Source organism: uncultured Roseibium sp., assembly GCF_947494555.1.
Taxonomy (GTDB): domain Bacteria; phylum Pseudomonadota; class Alphaproteobacteria; order Rhizobiales; family Stappiaceae; genus Roseibium.
On record NZ_CANLVF010000001.1, the window covers coordinates 320,796 to 335,567 of the forward strand.

Here is a 14,772-nt window from a genome sequence, read left to right on the forward strand (position 1 = left end):
AAGGCGATGACGGGCAGGTTGAATGGCAAAATGGCGGTTGTCACAGCAGCAGGGCAGGGCATAGGCCGCGCGGTCGCCGAGCGTCTGCACGCTGATGGCGCAACCGTCTTTGCCAGTGATCTTGACGAAGCACTGCTGAAAAGCCTGTCCTGTGCCGGGACCAGGCAGCTTGACGCGACCGATGGTGCCGCTGTCGAGGCGTATTTCGAAGACTTCGACCGCGTCGATATTCTGGTTCACTGTGTCGGCTATGTGCACCAGGGAACAATCGAGGAGTGTGCTGAAGAAGAGTGGGTGCACTCCTGCGACATTTCCCTGACCAGTGCCTACAGGGTGTTGCGTGCGGCCATTCCTAAAATGAAGGAAGGCGGCGGCAGCATCATCACGATTGGTTCTGTGGCTAGCTCGATCAAGGGGTTCCCGAAACGGGCTGCCTATTCGGCTGCCAAGGGCGGCGTGATCGGCCTGACAAAATCTGTGGCAGCAGATTATCTGAGCTGCGGCATTCGCTGCAATTCGGTTTGTCCGGGGACTGTCGACAGCCCGTCCTTGCGTCAAAGAATTGAAGAGCTTTCGGATGAATTGGGTGGCCGGGAGGCCGCCCGGAAATTCTTCACAGACCGCCAACCCTCAGGGCGGTTCGGAACGGTGGAGGAGATTGCCGCCCTGTGTGCATATCTGGCGTCGGACGAAAGCGCCTTTGTGACCGGGCAAGCGATCAACATAGACGGGGGGATCACCATCTAGGCGGGCTCGCGCGAGCTCACCAGGAAGTGCCGCACACTCAATTTATCGGCAAGAAATGTTCACGTGAACGTTTGTGTGCGGCTAAGTCGAACAAGGGTCATTTTCGAGGAGGAAAGACCGATGACGATCTTGCGTAGGAAATTGATGATGCCGGCTGCTGCTGCGATGGTGGCATCAGGCGTTCTGGCCAGTGGCGCCTTGGCTGAACCAAAGACAAACCTGCTTCATCAATGGCATTCAGGTTCGAATGCCGAAGCCATCAACGTACTTGGCGAGATGTTCGAGGCGCAGGGTGGAAGCTGGAACCAGACGGCTATTCCAGGGCACACCTCGAACACGATTGCACGCCTGCGCGCAGACGTTATTTCCGGAAACCCGCCATCCGCCGTTCAGCTCAAAGGACCGGAGATCGGAGAATGGGCCAAGACCGGCCTGACGGCAGATCTGAATGCACTGGCGGAAGAGGAAAAATGGGAAGACGTTGTCGCGCCTGAACTCGTCAGCGTGATGAAACCGCACGGCCAATGGGTGGCATCTCCGATGAACATCCACCGGATCGACTGGATGTGGGCATCGAAATCGGCCATGGACGCGATTGGCGCTGAAGAACTGCCGAAGACCTGGGATGAGTTCAATGTTCTGGCCGAACAGATGGCGGAAAAAGGCATCATTCCGGTCGCCCATGGCGGACAGGACTGGATCGACGGGACGCTGTTTGAAATCGTGGCTCAGGGCATCAGCACCGACCTGTTCAGACGCGCCTTTATCGACCTGGATCTCGAAGCGCTGAACAGCCCCGAAATGGTGGCGGCCTTTGATCAGTTGCGCAAAATGGTCGGCTGGATGGATCCGGCGTTTCCCGGGCGCGGCTGGGAAGAGCCACTGAACATGATGGCAAAGGGTGAAGCCGGGTTCTATTTCCACGGCGACTGGGCCATCGGTACAATGAATGCGGCCGGGTATGAATACGGCAAGGACTATCTTTGCGCCGGTGCACCGATGAACAGCGGTGATCCGGGATACATCCTCAACTCGGATTCCGTCGTTTTCTTCAAGCAATCCGATCCTGACTTTATCGAAGGCCAGAAGATGATGGCATCGCTGGTCATGTCCCCGGATTTCCAGAAGGTGTTCAATGTTGCCAAGGGCTCCATCCCGGCGCGTATGGATATTGAGCTCGGAGATGAGTTCAATCCCTGCCAGCAACTCAATCTCGTCGATCTGCGTAATGCCGCCGAAGCCGGCACTGTCGTGCGGTCGATGGCGCACAACATGGCTGTTCCGGAGAAATTCCGCAAAGCGATGTTCACCGTCATTTCGGAATTTATCACCAGCGACATGAGCTCTGAGGACGCGGCGCAGAAAATGGCTGAAGCCGCGATCAACGAATACTGATCGCATCAAATCGGGGAAGGGCTTTGTGAAAGCCCTTCCTGCATCCTATCAACCACTCGGGCACGTCATGCAGTCTGTTGCGCTTACGCCGGAGTTCAGGACAAGGCCGGTCAGTCGCGCCGCAAGATTGGCGCAACTGGTCCCGACGCTTGTACTGCTCCCGACACTCGTTACCACGGGCATCTACATCTTCGTTTTTGTCTGCTGGAACATTTACCTGTCGCTTTCCAGTTCGACGCTTCTGCCGGTCTACGACTTTGCCGGGTTTGACGCCTATACAAGGCTTTGGCGAAACCCGCGCTGGACAACAGGCGTGCAGAACCTTGCCGTGTTCGGAACGCTGTACATCGTGTTTTCCGTTCTTGTCGGTGTCACGCTCGCCATACTGATGGACCAGCGGGTTAAGGGTGAGAACTTCCTCCGTTCGATCTTTCTTTATCCAATCGCGATTTCGTTTGTTGTCACCGGCACCACCTGGCAGTGGATCCTGAACCCGTCGACCGGACTTGAAAAGTTCTTCCATGATCTCGGGTGGACGGGATTTGAATTCAGCCTGATCACGAACCGGGAAACCGCGCTTTATGCAGTGGTTTTGGCCGCTGTCTGGCACGCGTCGGGTTTTGTGATGGTGATGGTTCTGGCTGCCCTGCGCGGGGTTGATCAGGACGTGGTCAAGGCAGGGCGTATCGACGGCGCCAGCATGATCAAGATCTACCGGAGGATCATCCTGCCCTCAATCTGGCCGGTGATGATTTCGGTGCTGATCATCCTGCTGCAGTTCGCGATCAAGACTTTCGACCTCGTTCTGGCACTCACCCATGGCGGCCCGGGCATTTCAACGACATTTCCGGCAATCTTTGTCTACGACCGGCTGTTTGCAGCCGGAGAACTCGCGCAGGGTGCAGCCGCCGCGGTCTGGCTGTTGATCGGCCTGATCGTCGTGCTTTTGCCGGTCATCGCGCTCGGCTGGGTTTACCGCAAGCATAAAACGGGAGGCGGACATGGCTGACGCGCAAACCCTGCCTGATTTCAACCGGAAACGGCCTTTCAATGCACGTCTGCTTGCGTCCAGAGTGCTGGTCTATGCGACCCTGATTGTGGTTGGCCTGTTCGCGATCATGCCGCTTGCTGTCATCTTCCTGAATTCGCTTCGCTACAACGAGGACATACTCAGGGAAAGCTTCATTGGCTGGCCGACCAGGACCACCCTGGAAAACTGGGACGTTGCCTGGAGTTCTGCCTGCATCAACGCCAGTTGCACAGGCGTGGAACCCTATTTCTGGGCCTCCATGCTGATGGTCGTTCCGGCAACCATGATCTCCACCGCGATAGGTCTGCTGAACGGCTTCGCGCTCACCAAATGGAAGATGCCGTTTGCAAGTGTCGTGTTCGTAGCGATCACGATCGGTGTGTTCCTGCCCCCGCAGGTGGTCCTGCTTCCCTGGGCCATCGCACTGTCCTGGCTGGGTCTTTCCAAGTCGCTGGCAGGACTTGCGCTTGTGCACATCATTCAGGGGACCTGTTTCACCACACTCTTTTGCCGTAACTACCTGATCAATCTGCCGGATGATCTGATCAAGGCGGCGCGCATCGATGGTGCGGGCTTCTTCAGGACGTTCTGGAAGATCGTTGTGCCTTTGTCTCCGCCAATCATCATCGTGACGGTGATCTGGCAGTTCACCTTCATATGGAACGAGTTCCTCTTTGCCGTGACGTTCAGTTCCTCCGACTTCCGGCCGATTACGGCCGCGCTCATGTCACTCAACGCGGACGATACCGGTGTCAGCGAATACGGCTTCGGATCTGCCGCCGTTCTGATCGCGGCGATACCGCCTCTCCTGATCTACTTCTTCGGCGGCCGCTATTTCGTCCGCGGTCTTACACAGGGAGCTGTCAAATAATGGCAAGCCTCACTATCAGCAACGCCTGGAAAAAATACGGCGACTTTCTGGCTCTTCGCGATATCAATCTGGACATCGAGGACGGAGAGTTTGTCGTTCTTGTAGGCCCCTCCGGGTGTGGGAAATCCACGCTCCTCTCGATCATCGCCGGACTTGAGGAAATCTCCTATGGGACGCTGAACATGGGCAGCCGGGATGTGACCGACCTGTCGGCCAAGGACCGGAATATCGCAATGGTGTTCCAGTCCTACGCGCTTTATCCAACCATGTCCGTGCGCGAGAACATCACGTTCGGCATGGAAAACAGGAAGACCCCCAAGGACCAGCAGAAAAAGGCGGTCGCGGACGTTGCAAAGCTTCTGCAGATCGAAGCGCTCCTGGAGCGGAAACCGTCGCAACTCTCCGGCGGACAACGCCAGCGCGTTGCCATGGGGCGGGCGCTCGTGCGGGACCCTCAATTGTTCCTGTTTGACGAACCTCTTTCCAATCTCGATGCAAAGCTCCGCGTCGAGATGCGCACCGAAATCAAGAAGCTGCACAAACGGCTGGGCCAGACGATCGTTTACGTCACGCATGACCAGATCGAGGCGATGACGCTGTCGGATCGCATCGTGGTCATGAATGGCGGGATCGTTCAGCAATTCGCGGATCCGGACACCATCTACCGGGAGCCGGCGAACAGGTTCGTTGCCGGTTTCATGGGATCGCCTTCCATGAATTTCATTGACGCGGTGGTCGAAGGTGAACCCGGGGACATAACCCTGGTTCGACGGTCCGGCGATGGCGAACTGACGATCCCCCTGAAAGACCGTCATAACGAACTTGCCGCTTTTGCCGGCAGGACCGTTACCATAGGGGCGCGCCCGGAGCATTTCGTCCTGACCAGTACAGGTGAAGATGAGTTCGTGCCGATTTCGGCCCGTGTCGATGTGGTTGAGCCGACCGGTCCTGACACGATGTTGGTGTTCTCGTCTGCGGATCTCTCTCTCGTGGCAGTTTTGCCGGCGAATTTCCGCCCGGAGGAAGACGCCCGGATTGACCTCTTTCTCGACCTCGAGAACATCTGCTTTTTCGATCCAGAGACAACCAATCGGATCCCAAGGACTTGAAGAATGACGGACTTCGCACATTACCCGAGCCTTCAGGGCCTGAACGCATTCGTGACGGGAGGTGCGACCGGTATCGGGGCTGCGATCGTTTCGGCTTATGCAGCACAAGGCGTTCGGGTGGGGTTTGTCGATGTCAACGAAAGCGCAGGGACAGCGCTTCGCAAACGGCTTGAAGAGCAAGGAGCGGAGGTCTGGTTCCGCGCCATGGACGTAACTGAGACGCGGGAGCTGCAGTCGACCATTAAGATGTTTTCGGAGAGTGGAGGGCCGGTCGATCTTCTCGTCAACAACGTTGCCAACGATACGCGCCATGCGTGGAGCGACGTGACGCCGGAGATGTGGGAAAAGTCGCTCGCAGTCAATCTTAACCCGGTGTTCTTCGCGATACAGGCCGTCGCTGCCAGCATGATGGAAAGGCAACGCGGTTCGATCATCAATTTCGGCTCTATCTCCTGGAAGGCAAAACACGGCGGCATGCCCGCCTATACGACCGCAAAGGCGGCCATTCACGGGCTGACGCGTTCATTTGTGCGGGAGTTCGGTGCACACGGCGTGCGCATAAACACCGTGCTTCCGGGCTGGGTGCTGACCGATCGTCAGCTGACAGAGCATTTCGGTGATGACGGCAAGTCGATCCTCGATCAGAACCAGCCTTTGCGCGGCACGATCAACGAAAGGGATGTGGCGGCACTTGTGATGTTCTTGAGCGCCGACGACAGTTCCATGTGCACGGGCCAGGAATTCACGCTCGATGGCGGCTGGATCTGATTACTTAATAACCGGAGACTTTTCATGAACAGAATAGATCTAGACGGACGTGTCGCGATCGTGACGGGAGCCGCGCGGGGCATGGGCTTTGCAATTGCGCAACGGTTTTTGCAGTCAGGGGCGGCCGTTATGCTTTGGGACCTGAAAGAGGACACTCTGCGCGAAGCGCAGAAAAAACTCAGCGCATTTGGCGATGTGCAGGCCGAGCAGCTTGATGTCGTCGACTTTCAGGTGGTCCGGGCCGCCGCCGACCGCGTCAAGGAAAAGCATGGCAGGATAGACATCCTGGTCAATTCCGCCGGGATTGCCGGCGTGAATACACCGCTTGCTGATTATCCGCTGGACGTCTGGAACCAGGTCATGAGCGTCAACCTCAATGGTATCTTTCATACCTGCAAGGCCGTTGTGCCGCATATGCAATCCGGTGGTTACGGCAGGATCGTCAATATAGCCTCAATGGCGGGGAAGGACGGAAATCCCAACGCGTCCGCATACTCGGTTTCAAAGGGTGCCGTCATCACGCTGACCAAGAGCCTCGGCAAGGAACTCGCGCAGCAAGGCATTGCGGTGAATGTCGTTGCACCTGCCGTCGTGGGGACTGAAATGCTTCAGGACGTTACTGAAGAACAGCTCGGTTACATGCTTGCAAAGATCCCGATGGGGCGCATGGGAACGGTCGGAGAGACTTCGGGCCTCGTGAGCTGGCTTGCGTCCGAAGAGTGTTCCTATTCCACCGGTGCCGTTTACGATCTCTCCGGCGGGCGGGCAACTTACTAGGCTGGATCACCCGCTATCCATCCATAAGACACATGACACGGCGGCCGTGGTTCTCTGCCGAGCGGAGCGATTGCGTTGACCGATCGCTTTTCTCGCAGATGTCGAAAGTGGCATTATTCTCTAAAAAACATCGTGACGGTTCTAGTCTACGGACCTCGGCATGATTATAAGTGAGCATGTGTTCATTAATGGCAAGCAAGAGGTGTTCCATTGCGCAACCAAATCGCTCAACTTTTCGCGGTATTCTTCTGCCTGTCGACGATGCCAGTCTTTGCTCAAATGCCGCAAGCAGAGATACGTTCCGGTTTTCGAGAACATGCGGCGATGGCGCAGTATTTTCGTTGGTATCAGTTCTATGAACGTCCGGAAGGGGGTATCGAGAATGCTCTCAACATCCTTTCGGATGATGTCACCGTGGTTTCGGGTCTCGGTACCGCCAATGGGCTTGGTGAATATGAAGCCCGGGTTTCGCAGCTTCCGCGCACGTGGAAGAACGCGCACCACGTGAACTCTGTCGACATTGATCACGCCGAAGGCGGCGTCATGAAGCTGACAGCTCAAATTATCTATCAGAACACCGGAATGCTCCCGAATGGCGCCGTGAGGTCGGCCAACTTGAACTATACGATAGAGCTTGTTCCTGGCAGTACCGTATTGCCGCTTCTTTCTGACGTAAAAATCGAGCAGGCCGGGGAAATTGAGAACGCCGCCTATAAAGATGCTTATGCAGACAATCGAATGCGAAGCCTGGTGCATTATTGGCTTGCTTTGGTCGAAGACCCTGTGCGCAATGCCGCGCCGTTCAAGGAAATTCTAGCGGATGAATTTGTATTGAACTTTTCAAGTGGTGCGATCACCGGGTTCGAAGGTCTTGAAGCTTGGCTTGCCGGCCCCGGATCGCAAGTCGAGGCAAGTACTCACATCATTGAGAACTTCTCGGTTAAAGAGACGACCGAGGAAACTTATGAAGTCTCGGTCGATTTTGACTGGATCGGGATCTTGCCGGGTGGCGTAGAGATGGTCGCCAAAACACGCCATCGATGGGCTGTCGAAAACGACGTCGGTGAACGGTTTGCACGCATCAAATCAATGGATGTCGAAGTTCTGGAAAAGTTTCGGCCCCGCAACCAGTAAACATCTGCGTTCTGTAACGTTGCCCGCCATTCAACCAAAGCGGCGCAAGACATATTATGTCGAACTTGCAACGAGAAACCCGTGAAGGAGGCGTGCTGAGTCTGAATTGAGAAGACTTTCGTCATTTGAAGCCGGTGCTTTTTTCAAACTCAGCGTTTCTTCCGGCTGGTACTGGGAGACATCGCATAGCGAGCCCGATACATTTTGGAAAAGTGGGCCTGATTGACGAAACCGGTTGCGTGCGCGACTTCGATCAAAGGCAATTTTGTCTTCAGCACCAGTTCGTGCGCTTTGCGAAGCCGGATGTCCAGATAACATTGCATTACGCTGACGCCCATTTCCCTCTCGAACCTGCGCTGCAATTGTCGTGATCCCATGTCGGACAAAAGCGAAATTTGCCTAAGAGACAAGGGGTCCGCGATGTGATTTTCCATGAGTTCCAGTGCCGTTTCCACCAACGCTGAAAGTTGCTGACCATCTTTTGCGTGCCGCGTTTGCTGAGGTTCCTCGGCTGTGCGAACCCCTGTGTGAATGAACCAGTTGCTGACGGCCCTTGCCAGCTGCGTCCCGTGATCGGCCTGAATGAGCGCATACATCATGTCAATCGGTGCAATACCGCCTGCACAGGTGAAGCGGTCACGGTCGATGACAAACAGTCGCCTTTCCATGAGCAGGGAATCGGACGTTGCCCGAAGCGCTTCGAAATGCTCCCAGTGCACCGTGAACCGGTATCTTTTCAGAACACCGGCTTTGGCTAGGAGCACGGATCCCCCCGATATGCCTCCTAGCGGCGTTCCCCGCGCAGCAAGCATCCTCAGCTGAGCGAACACGTTTTTGTCGTTGAACGACATTGGGTCGCCGCCGGCCACGACGAAGAGAATATCCACGCGTGATAGCGCGCCGTCCATGGAAAGCGTTTCAAACCCGACACCGCTCGACGAAGGCACCAAACCACCGGAACTTGAAAAGAATACAAAATCGTACAAAGACCGGCCGGACAGCAGATTGGCAGCGCGCAGCGGTTCCACAGCAGATGCAGCCGACATAAGCGCAAACTCATCGATCAGAAGGAAGCCGAACGTGCGGCACGTATGTTCATCGCTCATGAGATTGGAATAGCCCAGACGGGTTTTGAGCACAATATGTCCCGTTCAGAATAGAAAATCTCGCCCCTTCAGGCAGACTGAGCCTTCCACAAAAGTGAGAGAGTACCGTGGCCTATTCAGGTTTCAGATTGATCAGGGAAGCTCTTACCGGGCACAAGGGTTGGAAACCTGCATGGCGGGACCCTGAGCCGCAGGCACACTATGACGTTGTCGTGGTCGGCGGCGGCGGGCATGGGCTTGCTACAGCTCATTATCTGGCAAAAAATTTTGGCAAGACGCGGATCGCCGTCCTGGAAAAAGGCTGGATCGGTGGCGGCAATGTGGGTCGGAATACGACAATCATTCGATCGAACTATCTGCTGCCCGGCAATGAGCCGTTCTACGAACTATCACTCCAGCTCTGGGAAGGGCTCGAACAGGATCTGAACTACAACGCGATGGTCAGCCAGCGCGGTATCATGAACCTGTTTCACACAGATGCCCAGCGCGATGCGTTCCGCCGCCGGGGCAACTCAATGATCCTGCACGGGTCCGATGCTGAACTTCTGGATAGAGAAGGCGTCAAAAGGGAAGCCCCGTTCCTGAATTTCGACAATGCGCGCTTTCCGATCAAGGGAGCGTTGATGCACCGCCGGGGTGGCACGGTCCGGCATGACGCCGTTGCGTGGGGATACGCCCGTTCTGCTGACCGGTATGGGGTCGATATTATTCAAAACTGTGAGGTAACCGGTTTCAAGATTGAAAACGGCAAGATCCGTGGTGTCGAGACATCGCGCGGAACTATCGGCGCGGAAAAGGTCGGCGTTGCAGTTGCCGGCTCTTCCGGAAAAGTAATGTCCTATGCAGGTCTGCGGCTGCCGATTGAAAGTCATGTTTTGCAGGCCTTTGTATCGGAAGGTTTGAAGCCCATGATACCCGGCGTCATCACCTTTGGTGCGGGACATTTTTACGTCAGCCAGTCGGACAAGGGTGGTCTCGTTTTTGGGGGGGACATCGATGGCTACAACACTTACGCCCAACGCGGCAATCTTCCGGTTGTGGAAGATGTCTGTGAGGGCGGCATGGCGATCATGCCGATGATTGGCCGTACGCGTTTGTTGCGTATGTGGGGCGGGATCATGGACATGTCCATGGATGGCTCTCCAATAATAGACCGAACGCCGATCGAAGGTCTCTATTTCAATGGGGGCTGGTGCTATGGCGGCTTCAAGGCAACGCCGGCATCCGGGTTGACCTTCGCCCACCTGTTGGCGACCGGCGGCCCCCACGCGACCGCCGAGGCCCTAAGGTTCGACCGGTTTGAAAAAGGCCTCATGATTGATGAAAAGGGCGCCGGTGCCCAACCGAACCTTCACTGAGGTTGAGCCAAATGATCACAAATCAAGCCCGACATATCATAGAGACCTGGCGTCTGGGATTTGTCGCGACGTCGAACCTCAATGGTGACGTAAGTCTCTCTCCAAAAGGTACTTTTCTCATTCTCGATGAGACATCGCTCGCCTTTGCCGAAATGCGCTCGCCAAACACCCTGCGCAACATCGCTGAGAAGCCTGAAGTCGAGATCAATTTCATCGATATCCTGTCAAGAAAAGGCGTTCGGATTGCCGGCAGGGCTCACAATGAGCCGAGAGGCTCGCAAAGGTATGCCGAACTGCTTCCGCAATTTCTCGCAGGCTGGCCGGAACTCGAAGAACTCTTCAACGGTTTCATCATCATCGACGTAACGGCTTGCAGACCGCTGTCGACGCCTCTCTACGAGCTGGGAGTTGAGGAAACGGCCTTGCGTCAACATTGGAAATCCAAGATCCGGGACATGTCAGATTGATTATTCCGCACCCTCTCCTGGGGCCGAGGGATGCCCAGGAATTCGTTTATCTCGGGGACGCATCCTTGTTGGACCGCCCTGATTGGCAGCATCCAGAAGCTGGCTCTGCCTACTATGAATATCTCTACCTTCGGGACAACCCGGCGGGGGTTCACCGGGAACTCTGGTTCCATGAGCAAGGTGACCGGTCCTGGCTGGTTGTCACGCGTGACACCACGACGCACGAAATCCTGAGCGCTGAGCTGGCATCACAAGTGGCTTTGTCGAAGGAGCCTGTGAGATGACTCAACTCAACCGTTTGTCCGGCGGCATCGTAGACCGCACCTCCCAGGTGACATTCTCCTTTGATGGCAGGACATTCACCGGTTTCAGAGGCGACACGCTTGCTTCGGCTCTCTTGGCAAACAATGTCAAACTGATGGGACGGAGTTTTAAGTACCATCGTCCCCGCGGGGTAATCGCTTCCGGCTCAGAAGAGCCAAACGCGCTGGTCGAATTGCGGACCGGTGCCCACCGGGAACCCAATACCAGAGCGACAGTTGCCGAACTTTTCGAGGGTCTGCAAGCCTGCAGCCAGAACCGCTGGCCCTCACTCGCATTCGACGCAATGGGCATAAACGACTTGTTTTCCAACGTGCTGACCGCGGGGTTTTACTACAAGACGTTCATGTGGCCGAAGATCTTTTGGGAAAAGGTCTATGAGCCCGTCATCCGCCGCGCCGCGGGCCTTGGAACGGCTGCAACGGAACCGGATCCGGATGTCTACGACAAAGGTTACCTTCATTGCGATGTGTTGATTGTCGGCTCTGGTCCGGCGGGGCTGTCAGCTGCATTGACATCTGCAAGATCCGGCGCCCGTGTCATTCTTGCGGATGAGGACTTCGAGCTGGGTGGTCGGTTGAACGCGGAGGACGAAGAACTCGATCGCAAACCGGCTCGCGAATGGCTGGCGAGGGCACTCGATGAGCTTCGAAATGCCGATAATGTCCGCATCCTTTCGCGAACGACAGTCTTTGGTGCCTATGATCATGGTGTTTATGGAGCGCTCGAGCGGGTGAGCGATCACCTCGCGGAACCGGCGCCCTGCCTGCCGAGGCAAATTCTCTGGCGGATCTATTCCAAAAAGGCAATCGTCTGCGCTGGTGCGACGGAACGCCCTATCGCCTTTGAGAACAATGACAGGCCCGGGATCATGCTTGCCGGTGCAATGCGCGCGTATGCGAACCGTTGGGCGGTTGCCGCGGATCTGAAAACCGCGATCTTCACAAACAACGACGACGGCCACCGAACAGCACGCGATCTTCTGAGAAAGGGTGTCGAAATTGCTGCGGTCATCGATGTACGCCCTGAAGCGCAAAAAATCGCTGATTACGAACTCCTGCATGGAGCTAAAGTTGTTGATGCGGCGGGAAAACTGGGTCTTCGGGAGATCAGTGTCAGATTGAGCGACAACAGCTTGAAGACCATCTCCTGCGGTGCCCTGGGAGTTTCTGGGGGCTGGAATCCGAATGTTTCGCTTTCTTGCCACCAACGGGGTCGTCCGGTCTGGGATCCTTCGATCGCAGCGTTTGTTCCCGGAAGAAACCAGCCACATGGAATGTTGGTCGCAGGCGCAGCAAACGGCAATTTGGCGACAGGAAGCGCACTTGCAGAGGGGTATAAAAAAGCGGCCGATGCACTCTCACAGATCGGGATTGAGCCCAACGTTGTCGACCTTCCCGAAACACAGGATTCGTTTCTGGGCATGTCGGCATTCTGGCACACCGGCGAAGGCAAAGGTCGTGCGTGGCTGGATCTGCAAAATGACGTGACGGTAAAGGACGTCAAACTTGCGCATCAGGAAGGTTTCCGCTCAGTCGAGCACATGAAGCGCTATACCACGCTGGGCATGGCGACCGATCAAGGCAAAACCGCCAATATGGGTGCGCTTGCGATCATGGCGGAACTATGCGGCAAAACCATTCCCGAAACCGGAACAACGATTTTCCGTCCACCCTACACGCCGGTTGCAATCGGTGCGCTGGCAGGGCGGTCTCGTGACGAGAATTTTCGCCCGACCCGGCTCACTCCAAGCCACTGGTGGGCAGAAGAACAGGGCGCCGTTTTTGTAGAAGCGGGAAGTTGGCTTCGAGCTCAGTGGTTCCCTCAAAAAGACGATACGCACTGGCGCCAGAGCGTCGACCGCGAAGTTCTTGCGGTTCGTCGCTCCGTTGGGATCTGCGATGTGACCACGCTCGGCAAGATCGACGTGCAAGGCAAGGATGCGGCCACATTCCTCAACATGGTCTACTGCAATGGTTTTGCAAAGCTGGCGGTCGGAAAAGTCCGGTACGGCCTGATGTTGCGAGAGGACGGCATCGTCATGGACGACGGAACCGCTGCGAGATTTGCAGAAGACCATTTCGTCGTCACAACGACGACCGCAAATGCTGTTGGGGTTTATCGTCATATGGAATTTGTCCGGCAGTGCCTTCGCCCGGATCTGGATGTACAGCTGATTTCCACCACGGAAGCCTGGGCGCAATATGCTGTTGCCGGTCCGAATTCCAGGGCATTGCTGCAAAAGATCGTTGATCCGGATTTTGACCTGACCAACGAGGCGTTCCCGTTCATGGGGTGTCGGGAAATCACCGTTTGCGGCGGCGTTCGCGCGCGGCTCTTCCGCATCTCGTTTTCCGGAGAACTTGCTTACGAACTCGCCGTGCCGACGCGATCCGGCGACAGCCTGATGCGCATACTCATGGAAGCCGGTAAGGAGTTCGACGTCGTTCCATACGGGACAGAGGCACTCGGCGTTCTGAGAATCGAAAAAGGGCACGTGACCGGCAATGAGTTGAACGGCCAGACCTCTGCGATACAACTGGGTATGGGCCGCCTGATCTCAACGAAGAAGGACAGTATCGGCACTGTGCTCTCTCGCCGTGAAGGGCTGTCACGAAATGACGGTTTGCGCCTTGTCGGTTTTCAGGGGCTCGAAGATGATGTCAGTCTGCCTGCAGGTGCTCACCTTTTTGCGGCAGGTACAGAACACGTTCCGGCAAATGACCAAGGTTGGCTCACTTCGTCAGCTTTCTCGCCCCACTTGCAGGCGCCTATTGCGCTTGGTTTCCTGGAAAAAGGCAACGATCGCCTGGGTGAGTTGATCGAGGTGGCGAACCCTATCGAAGGCTTGACGGTCAAAGCGAAAGTCGTCAGTCCGCACTTCATCGATCCGGAAGGAGAACGTCTTCGTGCCTGACTACAGACTGACTCCCACACCCGCGCTTGGCCCTGGAAAAGCGGGGCGATTTGAGGTTGACGGCTATTGCATCGCAGAAAATACCGGCTTCGCCATGACCTCTATCTCCGCCAGGACCGGTTCGCAGGAAATAGTCATGAAGAAACTGAAGGCGGGCTTGGCGACCGACCTGCCATCTGCTGGAAGTTTCAAGTCCAATCAAGGTCGTACGGCATTCTGGACGGGGCCGGGTCAGTGGATGATGCTCGCCTCACATGATGATCATGAGCTGCAAGCTGTTGATCTGGCCAAGAGACTCAATGGTGATGCTTCAGTGACTGAGCAAAACGACGGGTGGGTCTGTTTCGACGTGACCGGGCCTGATCTGGAAGCGGTATTCGAACGGCTCGCGGCAATGGACGTTCGACAGTTCACGACGGGGATGGCAACCAGAACGGTCATCGAGCGCGTCGCTTGTTTTCTGCTCTGCATGGAAACGAGGACGCATTTCAGGGTCTTTGCCGGCAGGTCGTTCGCACACTCGCTGTTGCATGCGGTGAAAACAGCCCTTGAATCGACGTCTGCTCTTACCGCCATCAAGACGATCTAGTCCCCTTATGTCCAGGCGGCCTTATCGCTCTGAACAAGGTGCTCGAAACTCGTTTCACTTGCTAAACAGGAGCCCCCCGCTGTTTCGAAACACTGGCATTGCCTCCAGATCCGCATGGCCGTTGACATAATCAATGACAACATCGAAAGCCCGGTCTCGCCCAGTGATTTGGCGGGAATTGTT

The 14,772-nt window shown here is 56.1% G+C and carries 14 protein-coding genes; 13 read left to right on the forward strand and 1 reads right to left on the reverse strand.

Annotated elements, in window-relative coordinates; all coding sequences use genetic code 11:
• Positions 1-6: 6 nt before the first annotated feature.
• The 8 genes from Q0915_RS01365 (at position 7) to Q0915_RS01400 (ending at position 7,831) form a co-directional block, all read left to right on the forward strand.
• Positions 7-747 carry an SDR family oxidoreductase gene (locus tag Q0915_RS01365; protein ID WP_299472603.1) on the forward strand — a complete coding sequence of 247 codons (741 nt, stop codon included), beginning with the start codon at positions 7-9 and terminating at the stop codon, positions 745-747.
• Between the two features lie 120 nt (positions 748-867).
• Positions 868-2,142 carry an ABC transporter substrate-binding protein gene (locus tag Q0915_RS01370; RefSeq protein WP_299472604.1) on the forward strand — a complete coding sequence of 425 codons (1,275 nt, stop codon included), beginning with the start codon at positions 868-870 and terminating at the stop codon, positions 2,140-2,142.
• Between the two features lie 25 nt (positions 2,143-2,167).
• Entirely contained in the window at positions 2,168-3,151 is a 984-nt protein-coding gene (locus Q0915_RS01375; protein WP_299472605.1) for a sugar ABC transporter permease, read from the forward strand.
• The gene (locus Q0915_RS01380) at positions 3,144-4,043 is read left to right on the forward strand and encodes a carbohydrate ABC transporter permease (protein ID WP_299472606.1); all 900 of its coding nucleotides are present in this window, start codon (positions 3,144-3,146) and stop codon (positions 4,041-4,043) included. The genes Q0915_RS01375 and Q0915_RS01380 overlap by 8 nt, the downstream gene beginning before the upstream one ends.
• On the forward strand, positions 4,043-5,152 hold the full coding sequence (gene ugpC / locus Q0915_RS01385) for a sn-glycerol-3-phosphate ABC transporter ATP-binding protein UgpC (protein WP_299472607.1): 1,110 nt from the start codon (positions 4,043-4,045) through the stop codon (positions 5,150-5,152). The genes Q0915_RS01380 and ugpC overlap by 1 nt, the downstream gene beginning before the upstream one ends.
• Positions 5,153-5,155: 3 nt before the next feature.
• A complete protein-coding gene (locus Q0915_RS01390) occupies positions 5,156-5,920 on the forward strand; it encodes an SDR family oxidoreductase (protein WP_299472608.1) in 765 nt (254 codons plus the stop codon).
• A gap of 24 nt (positions 5,921-5,944) precedes the next feature.
• The gene (locus tag Q0915_RS01395) at positions 5,945-6,697 is read left to right on the forward strand and encodes an SDR family NAD(P)-dependent oxidoreductase (protein WP_299472609.1); all 753 of its coding nucleotides are present in this window, start codon (positions 5,945-5,947) and stop codon (positions 6,695-6,697) included.
• Between the two features lie 324 nt (positions 6,698-7,021).
• On the forward strand, positions 7,022-7,831 hold the full coding sequence (locus Q0915_RS01400; protein ID WP_299472610.1) for a hypothetical protein: 810 nt from the start codon (positions 7,022-7,024) through the stop codon (positions 7,829-7,831).
• A 149-nt stretch (positions 7,832-7,980) separates the two neighbouring features.
• Here the strand turns inward: Q0915_RS01400 and Q0915_RS01405 are convergent, their stop codons facing one another.
• Positions 7,981-8,970 (reverse strand): GlxA family transcriptional regulator, encoded by a 990-nt coding sequence (locus tag Q0915_RS01405; protein WP_299472611.1) that lies wholly within the window; start codon positions 8,968-8,970, stop codon positions 7,981-7,983.
• 74 nt (positions 8,971-9,044) lie between these two features.
• Between Q0915_RS01405 and Q0915_RS01410 the strand changes: the two genes are divergently transcribed.
• From Q0915_RS01410 to Q0915_RS01430, 5 genes are read left to right on the forward strand one after another with little or no spacing between them, the layout of a single operon-like run.
• Entirely contained in the window at positions 9,045-10,295 is a 1,251-nt protein-coding gene (locus Q0915_RS01410; protein WP_299472612.1) for a sarcosine oxidase subunit beta family protein, read from the forward strand.
• Positions 10,296-10,306: 11 nt separating this feature from the next.
• Entirely contained in the window at positions 10,307-10,762 is a 456-nt protein-coding gene (locus Q0915_RS01415) for a pyridoxamine 5'-phosphate oxidase family protein (protein ID WP_299472613.1), read from the forward strand.
• Positions 10,759-11,046: a sarcosine oxidase subunit delta gene (locus tag Q0915_RS01420; protein ID WP_299472614.1), complete on the forward strand. Its 288-nt coding sequence runs from the start codon at positions 10,759-10,761 to the stop codon at positions 11,044-11,046. Before Q0915_RS01415 ends, Q0915_RS01420 begins: the two co-directional genes overlap by 4 nt.
• Positions 11,043-14,000, forward strand: coding sequence for a sarcosine oxidase subunit alpha family protein (locus Q0915_RS01425; RefSeq protein WP_299472615.1), 2,958 nt, complete (start codon positions 11,043-11,045; stop codon positions 13,998-14,000). Before Q0915_RS01420 ends, Q0915_RS01425 begins: the two co-directional genes overlap by 4 nt.
• The gene (locus Q0915_RS01430; RefSeq protein ID WP_299472616.1) at positions 13,993-14,589 is read left to right on the forward strand and encodes a sarcosine oxidase subunit gamma; all 597 of its coding nucleotides are present in this window, start codon (positions 13,993-13,995) and stop codon (positions 14,587-14,589) included. The genes Q0915_RS01425 and Q0915_RS01430 overlap by 8 nt, the downstream gene beginning before the upstream one ends.
• The last annotated feature ends 183 nt before the right edge of the window (positions 14,590-14,772 follow it).

What these genes read in the sequence shown, in the direction of transcription:
- Q0915_RS01365 (WP_299472603.1), top strand. Translation starts at nt 7, where the DNA reads ATGACGGGCAGGTTGAATGGCAAAATGGCGGTTGTCACAGCAGCAGGG.
- Q0915_RS01370 (WP_299472604.1), top strand. Translation starts at nt 868, where the DNA reads ATGACGATCTTGCGTAGGAAATTGATGATGCCGGCTGCTGCTGCGATG.
- Q0915_RS01380 (WP_299472606.1), top strand. Translation starts at nt 3,144, where the DNA reads ATGGCTGACGCGCAAACCCTGCCTGATTTCAACCGGAAACGGCCTTTC.
- ugpC (WP_299472607.1), top strand. Translation starts at nt 4,043, where the DNA reads ATGGCAAGCCTCACTATCAGCAACGCCTGGAAAAAATACGGCGACTTT.
- Q0915_RS01390 (WP_299472608.1), top strand. Translation starts at nt 5,156, where the DNA reads ATGACGGACTTCGCACATTACCCGAGCCTTCAGGGCCTGAACGCATTC.
- Q0915_RS01395 (WP_299472609.1), top strand. Translation starts at nt 5,945, where the DNA reads ATGAACAGAATAGATCTAGACGGACGTGTCGCGATCGTGACGGGAGCC.
- Q0915_RS01400 (WP_299472610.1), top strand. Translation starts at nt 7,022, where the DNA reads ATGGCGCAGTATTTTCGTTGGTATCAGTTCTATGAACGTCCGGAAGGG.
- Q0915_RS01415 (WP_299472613.1), top strand. Translation starts at nt 10,307, where the DNA reads ATGATCACAAATCAAGCCCGACATATCATAGAGACCTGGCGTCTGGGA.
- Q0915_RS01425 (WP_299472615.1), top strand. Translation starts at nt 11,043, where the DNA reads ATGACTCAACTCAACCGTTTGTCCGGCGGCATCGTAGACCGCACCTCC.